Genomic DNA, 21715 nt, shown 5'->3' on the forward strand with positions numbered 1-21715 from the left:
GGGCCGCGAATGATACGCGCAACACGGGTGTTGCGCATCCAAGGCTAGCCGTTTTTTTCAGCCTTTCTTCTTTTTCCGCTTGGCGGTGCCCTTCATGTCCTTCAACCGCTGCGCGGCCTGCTCGTTCACCTCGCGGCGCTCATCCTTGTCCATCTTCTTCCAGGCCTTGCACTCAGGCTTGGTCCGTCCGCAGGCGATACAGGTGTCATCGGTGAACTTGCAGACGCTGATACAGGGGTTCTTGCTGCTCATGGGACGGGCCACCGGTGCACGATTGATTGGATAAGCGTCAGACAGCGGGGTGTGGCAAATGCGCAATTTTCTTTACAAGACCGAGCCTTTCAACTGACCGGGCAGTTAAAGCTGCACTCTAAAAAATCACGTTCATAAGTGCTAGCCACGAAAAAACATAGTCAACCTGTTTCTTTGCTCGATCAACAGGCGGGTGCTTAACTAACTTTCAAGTCAGAGGCTGTATCGCCTCTAATGACACAACCATTCATTCAACCGGTAAGTCTCTACTGTATGGAGAGTGCACCATGAGTACCAAAGACCATGACCTGTTCGATCTGTCCACCGTTGAGCGGGATTCCAAACCCCATGCTGATGGGCCAGCGCAGCTCACAGTGGACTTCAGCCATGTTCCTTCACAATACGCCGACGAATTTCCAGACAAGACTGTGACATTCACTAATATCCAGATATCTGAAACAACGAGCCGAGTGATTTCCTCGGCGTACTATATGCCCGAACGTGGAAGTTACTGGGAATTCCTGATCGCCACACCAAAGTCGATTGGTTTCCATATTATTGGCCCCACCGGCACTGCTGTTGTCGCATTGCGACATGCCGGCTCGGAGATGCACACGATGGATCACGGCACCGTGAAACTACAGGATTACACGGCGGATGAAAGTTATGAGGTAGAGCTGGTCAATGTCGGTCAGGCTCAAGCGGACGGCTTCATTATCAGCATTGCGGCCACATCTGGCGCGACAAAAGCCGACTGAAATTCAGGCACAAAAAAAGCGACCCGAAGGTCGCTTTCTTTGTTCGCTTCGAGGAGTTCAAGGGCCTCGAAGCTGTGTATGGCGCAGCGGACGGGACTCGAACCCGCGACCCCCGGCGTGACAGGCCGGTATTCTAACCGACTGAACTACCGCTGCGTATCGCTCGGACTTGCGTCCGTTTGAAACCTGTTGATCGAGAACTTTCGAGTTTCTCGATCGCTGACCCGGAGAACCGAATCAGTACAAAAAATGGCGCAGCGGACGGGACTCGAACCCGCGACCCCCGGCGTGACAGGCCGGTATTCTAACCGACTGAACTACCGCTGCGCAGTGTGTGCTCTCGAACTTCAGCACGTGTTACTAGGTGTTGCGTTCTCAGCTGCATTTCAACGAAATGGTGGGTGATGACGGGATCGAACCGCCGACCCTCTGCTTGTAAGGCAGATGCTCTCCCGGCTGAGCTAATCACCCTTTGCTTCGCTGAGGCCGCGAAATTTACGCAGGTACCGAACCTAAGTCAATACCCTGTATGAAGTTTTTTTGAAAAAGGTGCCAAACCCCAGAACTTGTGAAACCTTGCGGGCCTCTTCGCGGGCAGAGCCCGCTCCCACAGTAACCCAGCTCAACTGAGAACTCTGTGGGAGCGGGGCGGGCGGCGAGCCCTCTGCCCGCGAAGAAGCCTTCAGCCCTTACAGCGCAGCCAGACCGCGCGCGAGATCGGCCTGCAGGTCGCCCACGTCTTCCAGGCCTACCGCCACCCGAATCAGGCTGTCACGAATCCCTGCCGCTTCGCGCTCGGCTGGCGACAGGCGCCCGTGCGAGGTGGTGGCCGGGTGAGTGATGGTGGTCTTGCTGTCACCCAGGTTGGCGGTGATCGAGATCAGACGCGTGGCGTCGATGAAGCGCCAGGCACCCTCCTTGCCTCCCTTGACCTCGAAACTGACCACTGCGCCGAAACCCTTGGTCTGACGCTTGGCCAGCTCGTGCTGCGGATGGCTCGCCAGACCCGAGTAATGCACCTTCTCGATCCCGTCCTGCGCTTCCAGCCACTCGGCCAGCGCCTGGGCACTGGCGCAATGGGCACGCATGCGCAGGCTGAGCGTTTCCAGACCCTTGAGGAAGATCCAGGCGTTGAACGGGCTCAGGGTCGAACCGGCGGTGCGCAGGTAACCGAGCACCTCGTTCATCTCCTTGCTGCGCCCACACACCGCGCCGCCCATGCAACGACCCTGGCCGTCGATGAACTTGGTCGCCGAGTGCACGACGATGTCGGCCCCCAGAACCAGCGGCTGCTGCAAGGCCGGCGTGCTGAAGCAGTTGTCCACCACCAGCATCGCACCACCGGCCCTGGCCACTGCGCTCAGGGCGGTGATGTCGACCAGTTCGGCCAATGGATTGGACGGTGACTCGACGAACAGCAATTTGGTATTGGCCTTGATGGCCCGCTCCCAGCCGCCGACGTCAGCCAGTGGCACGTAGTCCACCTCGATGCCGAAGCGCTTGAAGTACTTCTCGAACAGGCTGATGGTCGAGCCGAACACGCTCTGCGACACCAGCACATGGTCGCCCGCGCTGCACAGGCTCATGACCACCGCAGTGATCGCCGCCATGCCAGTGGCGAAACCGACGGCCTGCTCGGCGCCTTCCAGAGCGGCCAGGCGCTCTTCGAAGGAGCGCACGGTGGGGTTGGTGTACCGCGAGTAGACGTTACCCGGCACTTCGCCGGCAAAACGCGCCGCAGCATCGGCCGCGGTACGGAAAACGTAGCTGGAGGTGAAGAACAGCGGATCGCTGTGTTCGCCTTCCGGCGTGCGGTGCTGGCCGGCGCGAACGGCCAGGGTGTCGAAGCACACCCCTTCCAGATCGCTATCCAGTCGCCCGGCATCCCATTCCTGTGTCATGCCGTTGCTCCCAATCAGTTGTTGTAGAGGTCTATGATCGCGCTGACCGCCTGAGACTTGCTCTTGTTGGAGTCATTGCGCGCCTGTTCGATCTTGTTCAGGTAGAACTCGTCGATATCGCCGGTGACGTACTTGCCGTCGAACACCGCGCAGTCGAAGTTCTCGATCTTGACCTTGCCGCCACCGACCGCGTCGATCAGGTCGGGCAGGTCCTGGTAGATCAGCCAGTCGGCACCGATCAGATCGGCCACTTCCTGGGTACTGCGGTTGTGCGCGATCAACTCATGCGCACTCGGCATGTCGATGCCGTAGACGTTCGGGTAGCGCACGGCTGGAGCAGCCGAGCAGAAATAGACATTCTTGGCGCCCGCTTCGCGCGCCATCTGGATGATCTGCTTGCAGGTGGTGCCGCGTACGATCGAGTCGTCCACCAGCATCACGTTCTTGCCGCGGAATTCGAGCTCGATGGCATTGAGCTTCTGGCGTACCGATTTCTTGCGCGCAGCCTGGCCAGGCATGATGAAGGTACGGCCGATGTAGCGGTTCTTGACGAAGCCTTCGCGAAACTTCACGCCCAAATGGTTGGCCAGTTCCAGGGCTGCGGTGCGGCTGGTGTCCGGGATCGGGATGACCACGTCGATGTCGTGCTCGGGACGCTCGCGCAGGATCTTGTCGGCCAGCTTCTCGCCCATGCGCAGGCGCGCCTTGTACACCGAGATGCCATCGATGATGGAGTCCGGACGTGCCAGGTAGACGTGTTCGAAGATGCACGGCGCGTATTGCGGGTTGGGTGCGCACTGGCGAGTGTGCAGCTTGCCGTCTTCGGTGATGTACACCGCTTCGCCCGGTGCGAGGTCGCGGATCAGGGTGAAGCCGAGCACGTCCAGGGACACGCTTTCGGAAGCGATCATGTACTCCACGCCTTCGTCGGTGTGCCGCTGGCCGAACACGATCGGGCGGATCGCATGCGGGTCGCGGAAGCCGACGATACCGTAGCCGGTGATCATGGCCACCACTGCGTAACCGCCAGTGCAGCGCTTGTGCACGTCGGTGACGGCCGCGAACACGTCTTCCTCGGTAGGCTGCAGCTTGCCGCGCACCGCCAGTTCATGGGCGAAGACGTTCAGCAGCACTTCGGAGTCCGAGTTGGTGTTGACGTGACGCAGGTCCGATTCGTAGATCTCCTTGGCCAGCTGCTCGACGTTGGTCAGGTTGCCGTTGTGCGCCAGGGTGATGCCGTAGGGCGAGTTGACGTAGAACGGCTGGGCCTCGGCCGAGGTCGAGCTGCCTGCCGTGGGATAGCGCACATGACCAATACCCATGTGCCCGACCAGCCGCTGCATATGGCGCTGCTGGAAAACGTCCCGTACCAGCCCGTTGTCCTTGCGCAGGAACAACTTGCCATCGCTACTGGTAACGATACCGGCAGCATCCTGGCCGCGGTGTTGGAGGACCGTTAGCGCGTCATACAGCGCTTGATTGACGTTCGACTTACCGACGATACCGACGATGCCACACATGCGACGCAACCCCTACTTAATGAATCTGAACTGAGCACCACTCACTGCGCTTTCGCGGCAGGCAAGAGGTGTTCCTTGAACGGAATGTCAGCCGGTGCGCTGATTCCGCTGGCGAGCCACTGGCTGGACATCCCCAGAATGAGGTTTTTCGACCAGTCAGCAACCAAAAGAAATTGCGGCAGCAGGCGTGATTCCTGCCACCAGGCATCCTGTTGAACGGGCCCCAGGCTCAGCAGCCCGGCGGCCACCACCACCAGCAGGCCACCGCGCGCGGCGCCGAAGACCATGCCCAGAAAGCGGTCGGTGCCCGACAGTCCGGTGACGCGAATGAGTTCGCCGATCAGGTAGTTGACCATGGCGCCGACCAGCAAGGTGGCCACGAACAGCACGGCACAGCCTGCGATGACACGTGCCGATGGCGTCTGGATGTAGTTTTCGAAGTAACCGGCGAGCGAACCGCCGAACAGCCAGGCCACGCCACCTGCGACTATCCACGTGACCAGCGACAGGGCTTCCTTGACGAAGCCGCGTGTCAAGCTGATCAGTGCGGAGATGGCGATGATCGCAATGATCGCCCAGTCGACCCAGGTAAATGCCACGGTGCGGCCTGCATACGGATAAGGCGGCGCATTTTAGCAGAGCGCGGGCCCGGTAGTAAGCGGCGATTGTCGCCTGCGCCGCAGCGCGCCCCTTCGCGGCCGCTGAGCGGTCCTGCAGCTTCCCGTAGGAGCGGTCAGCGGCCGCGAAGAAAGCGACACGATCCCACGGCGAACCAGGTCCTCAGCCGCGTTCAGGCTCGAAGCGCACCACGAAACCCTGGAGCTTCTGCTGGCGATTGATCACATCGCGCAGCCGTTCGGCCTCGGCGCGTTCGACCAATGGCCCGACGAATACCCGGTTCTTGCCGTCGGACGAACGCACGTAGGCGTTGTAGCCCTGCGTACGCAGGCTCTTCTGCAGGGCGTCGGCACCGGCTCGATTGGACAGACTGGCCAGTTGCACCGACCAGCTGACCGGCAGCCCGTTGGGGTCGATCTTGCTGGCGGTGTCCGGCTTGGCGGCCGGCGCCACCTTGGCGGCTGCAATCGGTGCCGAGGGCTGCACCGTTTCCACCGGCTTTTTCGCAGCAGCCGCAGGCGCTGAGGGCACCGGCTGGATGGGCTGGCTCGGCGCGCTGGCCTGCACCTGGGCCTGCTGGGGAACGGGCTCGGACTCGATGATCTGCGGCTCGGGCACGTCAACCGGCTCGACCTGCACCTGGGGCGCGGCCGGTGCCTGCGGCGCTGCCGGGGCCTGCACCTGAACCTGGCGCACGGTGTCGTCCTGCCGCGAAAACAGCATCGGCAGGAAAATCACCGCCAGCGCGATCAGCACCAACGCGCCGATCATGCGCTGTTTGAACACCTTACTGGGCAATGCCATCCACGCTCTCCCGTTCTACGTTGCCATACATCCATTTCAAGGCCTGGGCGACACAGTGGAACGAGCCGAACACCAGAATCTCGTCACCCTCGCCTGCTGCTTCGCACTGCGCTTCGAGCGCATCGGCGAGGCTGGCATGAGACGTCGTGGTGGCGCCAAGGTTCAGGAGTGCAGCATTCAACTCGGCGGCTGGCCGGGTGCGAGGGGTTTTCAGCGGTGCGACGGCCCACTCGGCGATGACTGGAGCCAGTGGCTCGACCACACCGGCCAGATCCTTGTCGGCCAGCAGGCCGAACACGGCCAGACGCCGGCCCGTCAGAGGCTGGCCCGCCAGACGCTCGGCCAGGAAGCGCGCAGCGTGCGGGTTGTGACCCACGTCCAGGAGAATGTCGAGCGTCTTGCCTGCCACGTTCACCCGGTGGCGATCCAGGCGACCGGCCACGCGGGTGTGCGCCAGCGCCCAACCGATGCGCCCGGCGTCGCGCGGCAGATCCAGGGCGACGTAGACCTGCAGCGCCAGCGCCGCGTTCTCCAGCGGCAGGCTGGGCAGCGGCAACGACAGCAGCTCGACCGGGTAGCCTTCGACGTCCACGCCTCGCCACGACCAGTGATCGTCATGCTCGGTGAAATCGTAGTCGCGACCACGCAGATAGAGCGGACAGCCCAAGGTGGCCACCTGATCGAGCAATGGCTGTGGAGGATCGATATCGCCGCACAAGGCCGGCACGCCGGCACGCAGGATACCGGCCTTCTCGAAGGCCACCGACTCGCGGGTATCGCCCAGGTATTCGGCATGATCCAGGCCGATGCTGGTGATCACGGCGAGGTCGGCATCCACCAGGTTGACGGCGTCGAGCCGACCACCCAGGCCGACTTCCAGAACCACGGCGTCGAGCTCGGCACGCTGGAACAACCAGAACGCGGCCAGGGTGCCCATCTCGAAATAGGTCAGGGTGGTCGCACCACGCGCCGCTTCAACGGCGGTGAACGCTTCGCACAACTGGGCGTCGGTAGCCTGCTGGCCATCGATCACGACCCGCTCGTTGTAGCGCAACAGATGCGGCGAGGCATAGACCCCGACCTTCAGCTCGCGGTCCTGCATCAGCGCAGCGATGTAGGCGCAGGTCGAACCCTTGCCGTTGGTGCCGGTGACCGTCACCACACGCTCGGCCGGCTTGCCCAGGCCCAGGCGTTGCGCGACTTCTCGGCAACGGTCCAGGCCCATGTCGATGGCCGCCGGATGCAACTGCTCCAGGTAGGCGAGCCACTGGCTCAGGCTACGCTCGGTCATACGTTGGCAGGCGCCGGTGGCACCACGATGGGCTCGATCGGAGCGGCCACGTAGGTGGGCGTCGGCAGGCCCATGAACTGGGCCAGCAGGCTGCCCAGGCGCGGACGCAGTTCCTGGCGAGAAATGATCATGTCGATGGCGCCATGCTCGATGAGGAACTCGCTGCGCTGGAAGCCTTCGGGGAGTTTCTCGCGCACGGTCTGCTCGATCACGCGCGGGCCGGCGAAACCGATCAGCGCCTTGGGCTCGGCGACGATCACATCACCCAGCATGGCCAGGCTGGCGGAGACGCCACCGTAGACCGGGTCGGTCAGCACCGAAATGAACGGAATGCCCTCTTCGCGCAGGCGCGCCAGAACCGCCGAGGTCTTGGCCATCTGCATCAGCGAGATCAGGGCTTCCTGCATGCGCGCACCACCGGAGGCGGCGAAGCAGATCATCGGGCAGCGATTTTCCAGGGCATAGTTGGCGGCGCGCACGAAGCGCTCGCCGACGATGGCGCCCATGGAGCCACCCATGAAGGAGAATTCGAAGGCGCTGGCCACCACGGGCATGCCCAGCAGGGTGCCGCTCATGGAGATCAACGCATCCTTTTCACCGGTCTGCTTCTGCGCAGCGGTCAGGCGATCCTTGTATTTCTTGCCGTCGCGGAATTTCAGGCGATCGACCGGCTCCAGATCGGCGCCAAGCTCGGCACGGCCCTCTTCGTCGAGGAAGATGTTCAGGCGCGCACGTGCTCCGATACGCATGTGGTGGTTGCACTTGGGGCAGACGTCGAGAGTCTTCTCCAGCTCCGGACGGTACAGCACTGCTTCGCAGGACGGGCACTTGTGCCACAGGCCTTCGGGCACCGAGCTTTTCTTCACTTCCGATCGCATGATCGAAGGGATCAGCTTGTCTACCAACCAGTTGCTCATGCTTTATTTCTCCAGTACCGGGGACTGCTGGCCTGGCCAGGTCCCGCGCATGCTCTTGAGCGTATTCAGATATGAAACGAATGCGTGGGCGATCGTGGCGCAGGCTTGAGACCTGCGTGCCGCGCGTTTCGCGAAACGTATGGACGGTGCCGGGCAGCGCGCCGTCACATGCCGCTCCCACGCACCGCCTTGATGAAAGCGTCGATCTTGCCGTGGTCCTTGATGCCCTTGCTCGACTCTACCCCGCCGCTGACATCCACCGCCCAGGGTTTGACTTGAGAGATGGCCTGGGCGACGTTGCCCGCATGAAGCCCGCCGGCCAGCACGATCGGCTTGTCCAGGTGCTCGGGCACCAGCGACCAGTCGAAGGCTTCGCCAGTACCGCCGGGCACGCCGGCCACGAAGGTATCGAGCAGAATGCCGCTGGCGTTGCGATAGGCGCGGCAAGCTGCCTGCAAATCGTCGCCGGGACGTACGCGCAGGGCCTTGATGTACGGACGGTGGTAACCCTCGCACTCGGCCGGTGTTTCGTCGCCATGGAACTGCAGCAGGTCCAGCGGCACGGCATCGAGGATTTCGCCCAACTCGCAGCGGCTGGCGTTGACGAACAGGCCCGTGGTGGTCACGAACGGCGGCAGCGCGGCGATGATCGCGCGGGCTTGCTGGACGTTCACCGCCCGCGGACTTTTGGCATAGAACACCAACCCGATCGCATCGGCACCGGCGTGCGCAGCGGCCAAAGCATCCTCTATGCGGGTAATACCGCAGATTTTGCTGCGAACGGCTGACATGTCGGCGAGTACCTCGACTTGGCTAGGGAACGGCGGATGTTAGCAAATGCTGTCGGTAACGTCAGCCAGTGTGTCGAACCCGGTCAGGAAGTGCGGGCCGATGTAGCGTTCGGGCAAGGGAAACTCGTCACGGTACTCGACCTGCACCAGGTACAGCCCGAACGGATGGGCGGTGACCCCGCCGGTGCGGCGCACTCGGCTCTGCAACACTTGCGCAGCCCACTCGATGGGCCGCTCGCCGGTGCCGATGGTCATCAGCACCCCGGCGATATTGCGCACCATGTGGTGCAGGAAGGCATTGGCGCGCACGTCGATGACGATCATCTTGCCGTGCTGGGTGACCCGCAGGTGATGCAGCTGCTTGATCGGCGACTTGGCCTGGCACTGACCGGCGCGGAAGGCGCTGAAATCATGGGTGCCAACCAGCGCCTGTGCCGCGGCAGCCATGCGGGTGACGTCCAGCGGGCGGTGATTCCAGGTGATTTCCTCGCCCAGGTGGGCGGGCCTGATCTGGTCGTTGTAGATGACGTAGCGGTAGCGTCGGGCGATGGCCTTGAAGCGCGCGTGAAAATTGGGCGGCATGACCTTGGCCCAGGTGACGCTGACGTCGTGGGGCAAGTTGATGTTGGCGCCCATCACCCAGGCTTTCATGCTGCGTTCGGCCTGGGTGTCGAAGTGCACCACCTGGCCGCAGGCGTGAACCCCGGCGTCGGTGCGGCCGGCGCACATCAGCGAGACAGGCGAGGCTGCGACCTTGCCCAGAGCGTCTTCGAGGGTTTCCTGGACGGTGCGCACGCCCGACGCCTGGCGCTGCCAGCCGCGGTAGCGCGAGCCTTTGTACTCCACGCCCAGCGCGATACGGTAAAAGCCGTCGGCCGCCGATTCGGCGGCCGAGTTGTCGATGTTTTGCACGAAGTTGCAGCCTGTTGGTTAAGCGATGGCGGCGATTATACCGGATCCTGAAATTACGGCGCCTGGTCCGCCGCCTTCGCGGGCAGAGCCCGCTCCCACATCTGTTCATCAAGCCCCCCCTGTGGGAGCGGGCTCTGCCCGCGAAGGCACCCCTGGATTATCGGCTGATACGCCCCAGCATTTCGCGTGCCTCGCCCTGCTGCCCGGCGCTGCCTTCCTTCAACACTTCGCCGAGAATGTCGCGGGCGCCATCGTTGTCGCCCATCTCAATGTAGGCACGGGCTAGGTCCAGCTTGGTACCGGCCTCGTCGCCCCCGTCGAGGTAGTCGAAATCATCTTCGCCTTCGATCGGTGGGAGATCTTCAGGTTTGGGTGGCGTGGCGAACGGTTCGGCCATGGGTGTGCGCGCAAAGCCGTCGGAGAGTTTTTCCAGCTCCGCGTTGATCTCGGTCAGGCGCGATTCCGGTGTTTGCGGCTCTTGAGCATCTTCGGCCAGAGACAGGTCGAAATCTTCCGGCAACGTGGTGTCGTTGTCGTCGGCCGGGCTCGCGGCTGCCGCTTTCTGTTCGGCCAGCAGGGTGTCGAAATCGATGTTGCTTTCCGCGGTGGGCGCGGTGTCCTGAGTGTCGTCCAGGTTCAGATCGAAATCGGTGTCGAAGGTGCCGTCCAGCGAATCGGCCGCGCCAGGCTCGTCCTGCAGCAGCTGCTTGACATACTCCGCATCCATTTGCGCAGCAACCGCCGCCGCACCGGCAGCTGCCGCAGCGGCGCCGAGCATGGCCGGGAAGCGGGCCTTCAAGCGCTCGACATCGGCGTGGTTCTGGCCCGTGGCAATCAGCTGTCGCTCCTGACTGACGAAACCATCGCGGTCACCTTGCAAGCCGTAGACTTCCATCAGCTTCAAGCGCAGGTCGCTGCGCTTGGGCTCACGTTCGGTCGCAGCTTCCAGCAGTTCGGCGGCGTGATTGAGACGGCCCCGGGCAATGCTCTGTTCCACTTCCGCGAACAGACCTGCATCGGTGTCGATGCTGGGGCGCAGTGGCGGCGTGGGCAGTACGGTCTGCTCAGGCGCCGCAGCGAACGTGGAAGGCGCGGCGCTGGCTCGGGCGCCGGCTACCGAGGCGGCGACCATCGCCGGGGTCAGGTGCACGGTCGCGGCCGGGCGCTCCAGCCCTTCGAAGCTGTTGGGCGGCAGGTCGAGGTCCGGGCCGTGGTCCGGCTCTTCGGCCAGGGCACGGGCCATGCGCAGGTGCTTTTCGGCTTCCTGTTGCGCCTTGCGGCGGCGGGCCAGCAACAGCAGCAGCAACAGCAGCGCGGCCAGGGCGCTGGCACCGACCACCATCAGCAGGGTCGAATTGTCGGCGGGCTGGTCGGCAGCGGCGTCGTCGGCCGGATCGTTGACGCCGTCCAGTGGCTCGCCTTGAGGCGCTACCGGCGTACTGGCGGCAGCGTCCGGGTTGACCTGTTCGGTGGCACCCGGCACGGTCGGTGCCGGAACCAGCTCGGCGTTGGTTGTCGCAGTGGGGTCACCGGTGGCAGGCGCGCTGCCATCGGCTGTGGGCGCCAGCGCCTCGGCCGGGACCAGGGCTTCGGCAGGCACCGGCACATCGGCGCCAGCCGCCTGCATCTTGGCCAGTTGGTCGTTCTTGAGCTGGATAAGCTTCTGCAACTTGTCGAGCTGGCTCTGCAGGTCGGCGTTGCGGCTACGCAGCTCTTCGTTGTCACGCCGGGTGGCATCCAGCGCTTCCTGGGTCACGGCAAGCTTCTGGTCCAATGCCTTGGCATCGCCTGCCGGACCATTGGCCTCGCTGGCGCCCGACACCAGGCTGAGGTTGTCCTGCGGTGGCGCAGCGGCCGGGGCCGGTGTGCCAGTGCCGCGCCGCGTGGCGTCGACCTGCTGGGCACGCGGGCCCAACCGACGGCCTTCGCGCCACGCAGCGTTCTGCCGCGCGACTTCGGCCACTGCCGGCCCCGGCGCGGTGGCCGAGGTCTGCTGCACGTCAGGCATGCGCAGGACCTGCCCGGTCTTGAGACGGTTGATGTTGCCGTCCAGGAACGCGTCGGGGTTGAGCGCCTGAATGGCCAGCATGGCCTGCTGGACCGAACCGCCCTGGCGATTGCGCGCAGCGATTTCCCACAGCGTATCGCGCGAACCGGTTGTGTAGGACGCCTGGTTGACGGTGGCCGCCGGCGCACTCACGGCGGGTCGAGGAGCGTTCTGCGCGGCTTGCGCGGCCTGCGGGGCAAACTGCGCCGGATCGAGCAGCATGCTGTAGTCGCGCAGCAGACGACCACTGGGGAAGTTGACCTGAACCAGGAACTTCACCAGCGGCGCGGACAAGGGTTGGGTCGAGGTCACACGGATGACGCTGCGGCCATTGGCGTTGATCACCGGCGTGAAGCGCAGGCTGTCCAGAAACGCCTGGCGCTCTACGCCCGCCTTGCTGAACTCCTCGGCCGGGGCCAGCACAGGCTGGACCTCGGCGGCGCTCAGGCCGCGCACATCGAGCAGTTCTATCTCGGCCAGCAGAGGCTGGTTCACCGCAGACCTGAGGGTCAATTCCCCCAGCTCCAGGGCGTTGGCGATACCGGAGGACAGCGCCGAAGCGGCAGCCATTGCTAACACCAGTTTGCGAACTTGAACCATGGCCTAATCCTTGTTTGAACATTCCTCGGCAAGCGAGAAGAAGCTTGCACTGTCGCACGAACGACTGTTACACGCGATCAGCTGGGCAAAGCGTGCCAACCCTCTGCAAATTGTCGGCAAGTATCTTTTAGCCATGACCTTTAATCAACAACTCGGCCACTTGCACCGCATTCAAGGCTGCACCCTTGCGCACGTTGTCCACCGTGGCCCACAGGCTCAGCGCCTGGGGATCATCGATGCCGGTACGCACACGGCCCACGTACACCATGTCCTGGCCCACCGCATCGCCCACCGCTGTAGGGTAGTCGTCTTCCACCGTTTCGATACCCGGCGCTGTCGCCAGGGCCTGGTTGACGGCGGCAAGGTTCAGCCTGGTGCCGCTCTGCAAGGCGATGCTGTAACTGTCGCCGAAGAACACCGGGGCCTGCACGCAGGTCACCGAGATCTTCAAGGTCGGCATGCCGAGCAGCTCACGCAGTTCGCTCACCAGACGGCGTTCCAGCGGCACATGGCCCTGCGCGTCGGGCGTGCCAACCTGCGCCAGCAGGTTGAAGGCCATCTGGCGGTCGAAGAAGCGCGGCTCCAGCGGCCGTACATTGAGCAGTTCGGCAGTCTGCCGGGCCAGTTCGCTGACCGCTTCGCGGCCCAGGGCCGACACGGCCAGGCACGCCGTGACGTGGACCTGCTGGAGATCCAGCACAGCGCGCAGGGGCGCCAGGATCACGGCCAGGGCAATGGCGGCGGCGCTGGGGCTGGCCACCTGCACGGGCACCGGTAGATCGGCCAGTATGGCGGCGTTGGCTTCCGGCACCACATTGGGCGCCTCGTTCACCGGCAGGCCGCCCGAAAGATCGATAATCGTGCAACCGGCCGCCGTCGCACGCGGGGCCAAGCTGCGGGTCACTGCGGGACCGGCTGCGAAAAACACCCATTTGACCAGACTGAAATCGAACTGATCGACTTCACGCACACGCACGTTCTTGCCGCGATACGCCACCGACGCGCCAGCCGATTCGCTACTGGCCAGCAGATGCAACGCGCCGACCGGAAAGTCCCGTTCTTCCAGCACCTGCACTAGCGTTTCGCCGACCGTACCGGTGGCGCCGATCACGGCGATGTCGAAAGTCTGGGGCATGGGCAGGGTCCTCGAAGTATGAACTGGCCGCGCACTCTATCGGTTATCGACCGTTTTGTCCGCGCTGCCCTCGCAACTGCGCTCATCGGCCGCAAAGCAGATGCCACGGTTTTTTCGGACCACCGGGGCCGTCCTTCGCGGCCACGGACTGCTCCTACACGCGCCTCATTTGAACGCCGCCTCGAGTGCGTCGTTGATCGTGCGCAGCACCTTGACCCGTGCCCAACGCTTGTCATTGGCCTCCACCAGCGTCCAGGGCGCCACCTCGCTGCTGGTGCGGTCGACCATGTCACCCACGGCATCGCGATAGGCGCTCCATTTCTCACGGTTGCGCCAATCGTCTTCGGTGATCTTGAAACGCTTGAAGGGGATCTGCTCGCGCTCCTTGAAGCGCTCGAGCTGGGTCTGCTCGTCGATGGCCAGCCAGAATTTGACCAGCACCACGCCGGCCTCGGTGAGTTGTTCTTCGAAGTCGTTGATTTCGCTGTAGGCACGCATCCAATCAGACGCACTGCAAAAACCCTCGACCCGTTCCACCAGTACCCGGCCATACCAGGACCGGTCGAATACGGTGAATTTGCCGCGCGCCGGCAGCTGGCGCCAGAACCGCCACAGGTAGGGCTGGGCCAGTTCGTCCTGAGTGGGCGCGGCGATGGGCACGATGTGGTACTGGCGCGGGTCCAGTGCCGCAGCGACGCGTTTGATCGCACCGCCCTTGCCGGCCGCATCGTTGCCTTCGAACACGGCCACCAAGGCATGACGGCGCATGCGCTTGTCGCGCATCAGCCCGGCCAGACGTGCCTGCTCGGCGATCAGTTGGCGTTCGTAATCGTCTTTTTCCAGTTGTTTGCTCAGGTCCAGGCTGCCGATCAGGCTGCGCTTGTCGATGCTCTCGCCCAAAGTGGCCACAGCCTGAGCCTTGGGTTTGGCAGGCGCCTTGAGGGCGGCCTGCAAACCCTCCAGAAGGATCTGTCCAACCGCCAGGCTGCGGTAGTGGGCATCGGCACCTTCAATTACATGCCACGGCGCATAGTCGCGGTCGGTCCTGCGGACCACGCGTTCGCCAAAGCGCACGAAGCGGTCGTAGGTTTTGGACTGCTGCCAGTCCAGCGGACTGATTCGCCAGCTGTGCAATGGATCGTCACGCAGCGACTTGAGCCGCGCCTTCATCTGCTGTTTGGACAGATGGAACCAGAATTTGAAGATCAGCGCGCCTTCGTCGTAGAGCATCCGCTCCAGCCGCTGCGCACCGTTGATGGCTTGTTCCAGACGGCCGTCCTTGATATCGCCATGGACGCGATCCTGGATCATCTGGCTGTACCAGTTGCCGAAGAACACGCCCATGCGGCCCTTGGCCGGCAACTGACGCCAGTAGCGCCAGGCCGGTGGGTGGGCGAGTTCTTCGTCGGTCTTGTCGTCGAAGGTCCGCACCTCGATCAGGCGCGGGTCCATCCATTCGTTGAGCAACTTGACCGTCTCGCCCTTGCCGGCCCCTTCGACCCCATTGATCAGCACGATCACCGGAAAGCGCGCCTGCTCCTTGAGCTCGTACTGAGCCTCCAGCAGCGCTTCGCGCAGGGCTGGCAAGCGCGCTTCATAGGTGTCCTTGTCGATGGCATGACCAATTTCGGCAGATTCGAACATGGGGCAGGCATTCCTCGTCGGTTAGCTTTGCTGAACCTCGCTGGGCTCGGGGCTACGCTGTGTATCACTATTGAAGCCGACCTGCTCGAGCAAGGTTAGTTCGCCAAGCAGAGTGTTCTCGGCCTCCTCGCGACGTCGAGCGATGTCGTTGGCGCGGCGCAGGTAATCCCCACTGCTGCCCGGCTCCTGGCTGTCATCGAGCGCAGTGAGTTCGTCGGCGAAGGGCGCCAGGCGTCGCTCCAGCGTGGTCGCATGCTGTTCGCGCAGGTAGTCGACCCAGAACGACTGGCGGATCATGAACGTGGTGAACGCCGGCTCGGTCTCGGCCTGCAGGACCTGCTGCTGGGCGGCGTCGTAGACGTCCACGCCGATACGTGCCGTCGCGGCGTAGGCCATGCTCTGCGGTTGTCCCGGTAGCGCCAGCCGACGTGCCAGATAGGTGCGCAGCGCCATGCGCACTTCCGCTTCATCGACGCCCACACCCAGGCGACGTCGTTCGGCGATGATGCGCAAGGCGACATGCTCGAGTCGATCCAGGCGGAACAAGCCGCGGGCCAGCTCGTAAAGGCGCCGACCACGCTGGGTCCAGGTCGCGCCTTGCAGCGCATCGTGCTGCAGGACCTGCACCTCCATGTCGCTGAACATCAACCGTTCTCCGTCCACGCAGGTGTCCAGTTGCTGCGCCATGGTGTAGAGGCGCTGGCGCAATTGACGGTGCGCCGAAGCACCCACGATCACGTTCCAGACGCGCTGCGTCAGGTCGGCCGCGTCGCGGGTGAAATCCGGCGATCGGCGCAGGTTGTCGATCAACTGCAAAAAGGCATCGGAACCCTCTTCATCCACCAACCCTTGCCATAGCTGGGCGCGGTGACGGCGCTCGATCTCGTTGGCACCCTGTAGCCAGGCATCGACCAGAGGCCGTCCAACCCGGGAGGGACGAACGTCATTGGCCCGATGGGCGAAGAATTGGAAGCGTCGGTGCGGCCTGGAGCGTTCGAGCTGACGCAGGCTCGCCTGATCCAGTGCGTTGCGATCCATGAAGACGTCGACGCCATTGGCCTCCAGCGGCTCGGCAAAGACCGAATCGGGGATGTGGCGCAACCGCGTGCGGTACAGGTTCAAGGTGCGCAGCGCCGGCAGGCGCGAAGCCCAAAGCGGCCAGAGTGGCAATGTCATACCTGCCAGATTGAGTTGCTGAAGCCGCGTGAAGCCGGTGGAAGTGGCGATCTGCCCGAGGGTGTTGCCGCTCAGGGTCAGCACGCTGAGGTTGGGCAACTGACCGAGCCGGTCGAGCAGCGCCTGATCAATGGTAAGGTTGCACAAGGTCAGGTCCAGCTCGGTGAGCTGGGTCAGCCGGTCGACCACTTCGGGCAGATGGGCGATTGCACATTCACGCAGGGTCAGGCTACGCAACTGCGTGAAACTGCCGAGCAGGTTGGTCAGCGCCGGGGCATCGACCGTGCTACCGGTCAAGTTCAGATGCGTGACGAAACGCAGGTCCGCGCTCAAGGCAGGAAACCCCAACAGAGGTACGTAGGTCAGGTTCAGATAATAGTTGAACCCGTTGGACGCTCGCTCGGAAGGCAACTGGCGCCGCCAGGCAATGTCCAGGCGCGCCGTGACGTCGGCGCGGTAATAGACCAGATCGCCGCTGCTGGCGTTGTACCGCGCCGGGAGATTGGCGGGGGCCGGTTGTCGCGACCATGCATCCAATTGGGCATGCATCTGATTGCGCTCGTAGGTGAGGTTGTCCAAACCCTGCATTATATCGGCGCGGCTCATGCCGGTTTGCTCGTAAAGCCCCAACAACTCTCGTGCTGCCGACTCGCTGGTGCCAGGGTAGAGGCGGCGAATGCGCGCCACCAATACCCGGCGCGACAGGGCTACCTCGCGCCGTCCGCTCATCGGATAACCAACCCGACCGTAGCCGTCGCGCATCGGTGCCCGGTAGTTCTCCGACAAGGGTGTCTGTCCCAGCCAGCGAGCGCAGGCATCGCGATGGGCAAAGGCGTAATCACGTACCGCGTCGGCTTGCGCATTCTGGCCGAGCACCTTTTTTACGGCCTCCGCCAGCTCCACACTGTCCACCGACTGCGCCACGCTGAAGCACAGCCCCTCGAAGGCGCGGTTGAGTCGCTGACACTGCTGGTAGGCACGTGCGCGTTCGGCCAGTTTCAAAGGGATGCGTCGAGTGGAGACCATCTGCGCCTGTTCGCCAGGCGGTACATCGAGCAATACCTCTTCGGCGGCCGCTACGCTGAGGGTGGGAAAATCTCGACGGATCAGCTGGTTCGCGGGCCCGCTGCCAAAGTGGGTAGCGTCGTAGAGCGTTTCGAAACGGGTTGCTGCAGCGGTACCGGCAAGTCCGGCGCTTTGCACCTGGCGATGCAAGGCAAAGCGTTGCACCGTATCTACCAGCAGGGCGGCGGGCTTGTCGGCCTTGACATAGATTGCGTCCAGCGACGTTGGCTCAAGTCCCGTGCTGGCCAGCGCATGATGGATATCCTGCTCAGTCATGCCTGACGAACACCAGCTCAGGCGATCACGCAGCGTTGCACCACGCGGTTCGAGTTGCTGCTCGACGGCCAAGCGCCAACCGGCACCGGTTTCCTCGATCAGCGGCCGATAGGCATCGGTCTCGCGCGGATGGGTAATACGCCACTGCTGGTGCAGATCGTCGAACAGAATGTCATGGACCCGCTCGTCAATGACCACGCTGTCGCGCCCTTCCTCGTGATACAGGCCGTCGCTATCGGGCAGCAGGTCGGCTGACAAGGGCTGCGCGGCGACATAGTCGTCCAGGTTGGGGCGCCAGAGATCATGGCGACCATCGGCGAGCGTCACCGGCACCAGCTCCGCCAACTGCGTATCGGCGACCACCTCGGGTACCTTGGGCGCGATCCATGTGGTGCCAGCGTGCACAGCGCCAGCAAACACCGCCATGGTGGCCAGGTTCTCGGCAATGCCCATGGCATGGGTGAAGGCGGCATGGTCGTCGCCGTGGCGCCAATCGTCGATACCGCTGAACACCTCATGCAGCAACTGCGCGGCAGCGCACGTCAGCATGGCCGTCCCCAACGCCGGGATCAGCAGACTGGCGATATTGAGCAAGGTCATGCCGGCATTCAGGTAACGCCTACGCTCGCGCTCCAGCGTGATGGCGTCCTCATCAGCGGTCGGCACCGCTATCACGCGGGCGTCCTGGTAGATCTTGATCAAGCGGTCACTGTGCTGTAACTCGAACAGATCGCCCACTACCAGGCGTTTTTCCAGGTTCAGATGCTCACGCCACCCCCCTGCAGAGCCTTGAAGCCGCTGCGACAGGCGCTCGCTGAAAGGGGTCGCGAACTTCTCGCCGGCCAAGGTGGTGACATAGGCTCGGTAGTCACTCTCCTTCAGCTTTTCACCCAACTGGTCGGCAAAGGCCTGGAACGACGCGTATTGCTTGATCGGATGGTTGGGTTCGCCTGGCATCAGCACGACACAGCGGCCGTCCACGGTCGACTCGATCAGTTGCACACCATAAAGGGAGACGGCAGTGAAGTCGGGACTGCCCAGCAAACGAAGCCAGTGATAACGCACGGCACTGCCCGCCCAGGTCGGCGCGCTGCCTTCCGCGATCTGCAGCAGCATGCGATAGCCGTCTTCCTCGACGTCACCACGCAGACGGGCGATGTGGGCCAGCACCGTGAAATGAGCACGATCGTTGCGTTTGAACAGCGCCGTGACCTGTTCGGGGTTCTCTTGGGGTTTGAATACCGTATCCAGGTGGGTCTGGTAACGCTGGCCCAGGTCCAGGCTGCGACACATCGTGGCGAATCGCTTCGGATCGAGGTCGACCGCCGGCGTGTCGCTGCGGGCCCGGAAATCGATGTTCTTGCCGGCAGTGACGTATTCGATGCCCCCGACAGGCAGTACCATCGAACCTGCGGGAAACGCCAGGTTCGCTTCGAAATTCTGCATCGCGGCAACCAGCAGGTTCTGCTCGATGGGCCACCGATGACTGAAACCCATTCCGACGTTGTGCATTGCTCGTACCAGCGTGTGGCGCTTTGGATCGATATCGAGCTGGAATTGGGTGCGCAACGCCTCCCTGACCTGCTCCGCGCAGAACTCGGTGACGTCGCGCAGCCTGGCAAGCACAGGCGCGAGCGCCAGCTTGGCAGCATGGCTTTCGTTCTGGCTGGCGCTCATGGCCTGGCGCATCGCCGGACTGGCCTGAGTCAGCCAGTCGGGTAGCCGTTGCGCGACGATGCGCGCGTGTCGGCTGTCCCTAGTATTGCTGGCTTGACTCATTGGAGGATAGATCGTTTGCATGGTCGGCTCCTTGCCGAGAAGGGGAACGTGCACGGTAGCGAGTGCGATGCCCTTCGGGACGCGTATTAATCACCACCTGAGGACGGCCATCAGGTGTGCTGCAGTTCACCCGCCGATGCACCCGCGAAGTGAAGCGGGCGAGCTACAATGCCCCCCTTGCCCATTGCCGAAGCCGTCATGAAAACCCCGAGCCTTCTCGCCCAGCTGGACTGGACCGACACCGGTCACCCTCGATCGCGCGCCTTTGGCGACGTGTATTTCGCCGCCGACGGCCTGGCCGAAACCCGCCATGTGTTCATCGAGCAGAATCAGTTGGCCGCACGCTTCGCCGCCCTTCCGGACGACGGTCGTCTGGTGATCGGGGAGACCGGCTTCGGCACCGGGCTGAGTTTTCTCTGCGCCTGGCAATGTTTCGCCACCTCGGCCGCACCGGGCGCCCGTCTGCATTTCATCAGCGTGGAAAAATACCCCCTGAGCGCCGCAGACCTGACCCGTGCCCTGGCCCTGTGGCCGGAGCTGTCGGCCTACAGCGACGCATTGCTGAGGCAGTATGTGGCCGTGCATGAAGGCTTCCAGCGGCTGATCTTCGACGGCGGCCGGGTCACCCTGACGCTGCTGATCGGCGATGCGCTGGAGCAGCTGCCATGCCTCGAGGGCCAGGTCGACGCCTGGTTTCTGGATGGTTTCGCCCCGGCGTGCAACCCCGACATGTGGACCCCCGAGCTGTTCGCCGAGCTGGCGAGGCTGGCGGCGCCCGGGGCGACGCTGGCAACGTTCACCAGTACCGGCTGGGTGCGCCGCGGCTTGGCGGCGGTCGGCTTCAAGATGAAACGGGTGCCGGGCATCGGCAACAAATGGCATGTGTCCCGAGGCGTGTTCCTGGGCGATAGCGGCGCGCCTGCGCCTGCGGCCAAGCCCTGGTTCGCCCGCCCCAAGCCGGTCACGGGGGAGCGCCACGCGCTGGTCATCGGTGCCGGCCTGGCAGGGTGCGCCACCGCAGCCAGCCTGGCGGCGCGCGGCTGGCGCGTGTCGTTGCTCGAACGGCATGCCGAGCTCGCCCAGGAAGCGTCGGGCAATCCCCAGGGCGTGCTGTACTTGAAGCTGTCAGCCCACGGCACGGCGCTTTCGCAGTTGATCCTTGCCGGCTTCGGCCACACCCGTCGCCTGCTCGAACAACTGCAACGCGGGCACGACTGGGATGCCTGCGGCGTGCTGCAACTGGCCTTCGATGACAAGGAAGCGCAGCGCCAGCAGCAGCTGGCCGATGCATTCCAGCCTGAGCTGCTGCACCAACTGGATCGTCTCGAAGCCCAAGCGCAGGCAGGTGTCGAACTGCCCAGCGGCGGTCTGTTCTACCCTGAAGGTGGCTGGGTCCACCCGCCGGCGCTGTGCGAGCATCTGGCCCGCCATCCTCGCATCACCTTGCTGCGCCATCATGACGTGGCCGAACTGCGCTACCTCGACGGTCAATGGCAGGCCTTCGACGGTGACCACCACCTGGCCAGTGCGCCGGTGGCCGTGCTGACTTGCGCCGCCCAGGTCCGGGCCTTTGCCCAGACCGCCACGCTGCCGCTCAAGCGCATTCGCGGACAGATCACCCGCCTGCCCGAAACGGCGCGCAGCGCTGCGCTGTCGACGGTGGTCTGCGCCGAAGGCTACGTTGCCCCTGCCCGTTCGGGCGAACACACGCTGGGCGCCAGCTTCGATTTCCACAGCGACGACCTGACACCGACCCAGGCCGACAACCGCGACAACCTGGCGCTGCTCGAGGCCATTTCCCCGGATCTGGCGAGTCGCATCGACAGCGCCTCAATGCCTATCGAGCAACTGCAAGGCCGGGCCGGATTTCGCTGCACCAGCCCTGACTACCTGCCCATCATCGGGCCGGTGGCCGACGCTCAGGCCTTCGCCGAGCGCTTTGCGATCCTGGCCAAGGACGCCCGTCAGGTGCCCGAGCAGCCTTGCCCGTGGCTGCCAGGGCTGTACGTGAACAGCGGGCATGGCTCGCGGGGGCTGATCACTGCCCCGCTGTCGGGTGAACTGATCGCTGCCTGGCTGGACGACGAGCCTCTGCCGCTGCCACGCGAGGTGGCCTGGGCGTGTCATCCGAATCGCTTCGCGCTGCGGCGCCTGATACGCAACAAAGCTTGAACCTGCTCGGGGGCCGGTACTCACAGTCACAGCCCCCTTCGCTGCCGAGGCGTGAGC

The 21715-nt window shown here is 63.8% G+C and carries 15 protein-coding genes and 3 tRNA genes; 2 read left to right on the plus strand and 16 right to left on the minus strand.

Annotation, left to right across the window (positions count from 1 at the left end):
* Nucleotides 1-57: 57 nt before the first annotated feature.
* Entirely contained in the window at nucleotides 58-252 is a 195-nt protein-coding gene (locus BLV18_RS14915; RefSeq protein ID WP_049862171.1) for a DUF1289 domain-containing protein, read from the minus strand.
* Nucleotides 253-539: 287 nt separating this feature from the next.
* Here BLV18_RS14915 and BLV18_RS14920 point away from each other — a divergent pair, with 287 nt between their 5' ends.
* Nucleotides 540-1010, plus strand: coding sequence for a hypothetical protein (locus BLV18_RS14920; protein WP_090359599.1), 471 nt, complete (start codon nucleotides 540-542; stop codon nucleotides 1008-1010).
* Nucleotides 1011-1089: 79 nt separating this feature from the next.
* Here BLV18_RS14920 and BLV18_RS14925 read toward each other — a convergent pair.
* From BLV18_RS14925 to BLV18_RS14995, 15 genes are all read right to left on the minus strand, one after another.
* A tRNA-Asp gene (locus tag BLV18_RS14925) sits at nucleotides 1090-1166 on the minus strand.
* Between the two features lie 94 nt (nucleotides 1167-1260).
* Nucleotides 1261-1337 (minus strand) — tRNA-Asp (locus tag BLV18_RS14930).
* A 68-nt stretch (nucleotides 1338-1405) separates the two neighbouring features.
* Nucleotides 1406-1481 (minus strand) — tRNA-Val (locus BLV18_RS14935).
* Between the two features lie 218 nt (nucleotides 1482-1699).
* Complete coding sequence (locus BLV18_RS14940) at nucleotides 1700-2911, minus strand: O-succinylhomoserine sulfhydrylase (protein ID WP_090359602.1); 1212 nt, start codon at nucleotides 2909-2911, stop codon at nucleotides 1700-1702.
* 14 nt (nucleotides 2912-2925) lie between these two features.
* Nucleotides 2926-4431: an amidophosphoribosyltransferase gene (gene purF / locus BLV18_RS14945; RefSeq protein ID WP_056843788.1), complete on the minus strand. Its 1506-nt coding sequence runs from the start codon at nucleotides 4429-4431 to the stop codon at nucleotides 2926-2928.
* A 41-nt stretch (nucleotides 4432-4472) separates the two neighbouring features.
* Nucleotides 4473-5030 carry a CvpA family protein gene (locus BLV18_RS14950; protein ID WP_049862174.1) on the minus strand — a complete coding sequence of 186 codons (558 nt, stop codon included), beginning with the start codon at nucleotides 5028-5030 and terminating at the stop codon, nucleotides 4473-4475.
* A 181-nt stretch (nucleotides 5031-5211) separates the two neighbouring features.
* Entirely contained in the window at nucleotides 5212-5853 is a 642-nt protein-coding gene (locus BLV18_RS14955) for an SPOR domain-containing protein (protein ID WP_090359604.1), read from the minus strand.
* Nucleotides 5837-7144, minus strand: coding sequence for a bifunctional tetrahydrofolate synthase/dihydrofolate synthase (gene folC, locus BLV18_RS14960; RefSeq protein ID WP_090359606.1), 1308 nt, complete (start codon nucleotides 7142-7144; stop codon nucleotides 5837-5839). Before folC ends, BLV18_RS14955 begins: the two co-directional genes overlap by 17 nt.
* Nucleotides 7141-8061 carry an acetyl-CoA carboxylase, carboxyltransferase subunit beta gene (accD, locus tag BLV18_RS14965; RefSeq protein ID WP_049862177.1) on the minus strand — a complete coding sequence of 307 codons (921 nt, stop codon included), beginning with the start codon at nucleotides 8059-8061 and terminating at the stop codon, nucleotides 7141-7143. Before accD ends, folC begins: the two co-directional genes overlap by 4 nt.
* Before the next feature lie 164 nt (nucleotides 8062-8225).
* The gene (locus BLV18_RS14970) at nucleotides 8226-8852 is read right to left on the minus strand and encodes a phosphoribosylanthranilate isomerase (RefSeq protein ID WP_090359608.1); all 627 of its coding nucleotides are present in this window, start codon (nucleotides 8850-8852) and stop codon (nucleotides 8226-8228) included.
* A 39-nt stretch (nucleotides 8853-8891) separates the two neighbouring features.
* Nucleotides 8892-9764, minus strand: a complete 873-nt coding sequence (gene truA, locus BLV18_RS14975) for a tRNA pseudouridine(38-40) synthase TruA (RefSeq protein ID WP_090359611.1) — start codon at nucleotides 9762-9764, stop codon at nucleotides 8892-8894.
* A gap of 157 nt (nucleotides 9765-9921) precedes the next feature.
* Nucleotides 9922-12411 carry a motility hub landmark protein FimV gene (locus tag BLV18_RS14980; protein WP_090359612.1) on the minus strand — a complete coding sequence of 830 codons (2490 nt, stop codon included), beginning with the start codon at nucleotides 12409-12411 and terminating at the stop codon, nucleotides 9922-9924.
* Between the two features lie 127 nt (nucleotides 12412-12538).
* The gene (locus BLV18_RS14985; RefSeq protein ID WP_090359615.1) at nucleotides 12539-13546 is read right to left on the minus strand and encodes an aspartate-semialdehyde dehydrogenase; all 1008 of its coding nucleotides are present in this window, start codon (nucleotides 13544-13546) and stop codon (nucleotides 12539-12541) included.
* Nucleotides 13547-13711: 165 nt separating this feature from the next.
* Nucleotides 13712-15190 carry a polyphosphate:AMP phosphotransferase gene (gene pap / locus BLV18_RS14990; RefSeq protein ID WP_090359617.1) on the minus strand — a complete coding sequence of 493 codons (1479 nt, stop codon included), beginning with the start codon at nucleotides 15188-15190 and terminating at the stop codon, nucleotides 13712-13714.
* A gap of 21 nt (nucleotides 15191-15211) precedes the next feature.
* Complete coding sequence (locus BLV18_RS14995) at nucleotides 15212-19507, minus strand: NEL-type E3 ubiquitin ligase domain-containing protein (RefSeq protein ID WP_090359619.1); 4296 nt, start codon at nucleotides 19505-19507, stop codon at nucleotides 15212-15214.
* A 147-nt stretch (nucleotides 19508-19654) separates the two neighbouring features.
* Between BLV18_RS14995 and mnmC the strand changes: the two genes are divergently transcribed.
* Entirely contained in the window at nucleotides 19655-21658 is a 2004-nt protein-coding gene (gene mnmC / locus BLV18_RS15000; protein WP_425272626.1) for a bifunctional tRNA (5-methylaminomethyl-2-thiouridine)(34)-methyltransferase MnmC2/FAD-dependent 5-carboxymethylaminomethyl-2-thiouridine(34) oxidoreductase MnmC1, read from the plus strand.
* Nucleotides 21659-21715: the final 57 nt, after the last annotated feature.

The sequence above is a fragment of the Pseudomonas coleopterorum genome (assembly GCF_900105555.1).
GTDB classification, from domain to species: Bacteria; Pseudomonadota; Gammaproteobacteria; order Pseudomonadales; family Pseudomonadaceae; genus Aquipseudomonas; species Aquipseudomonas coleopterorum.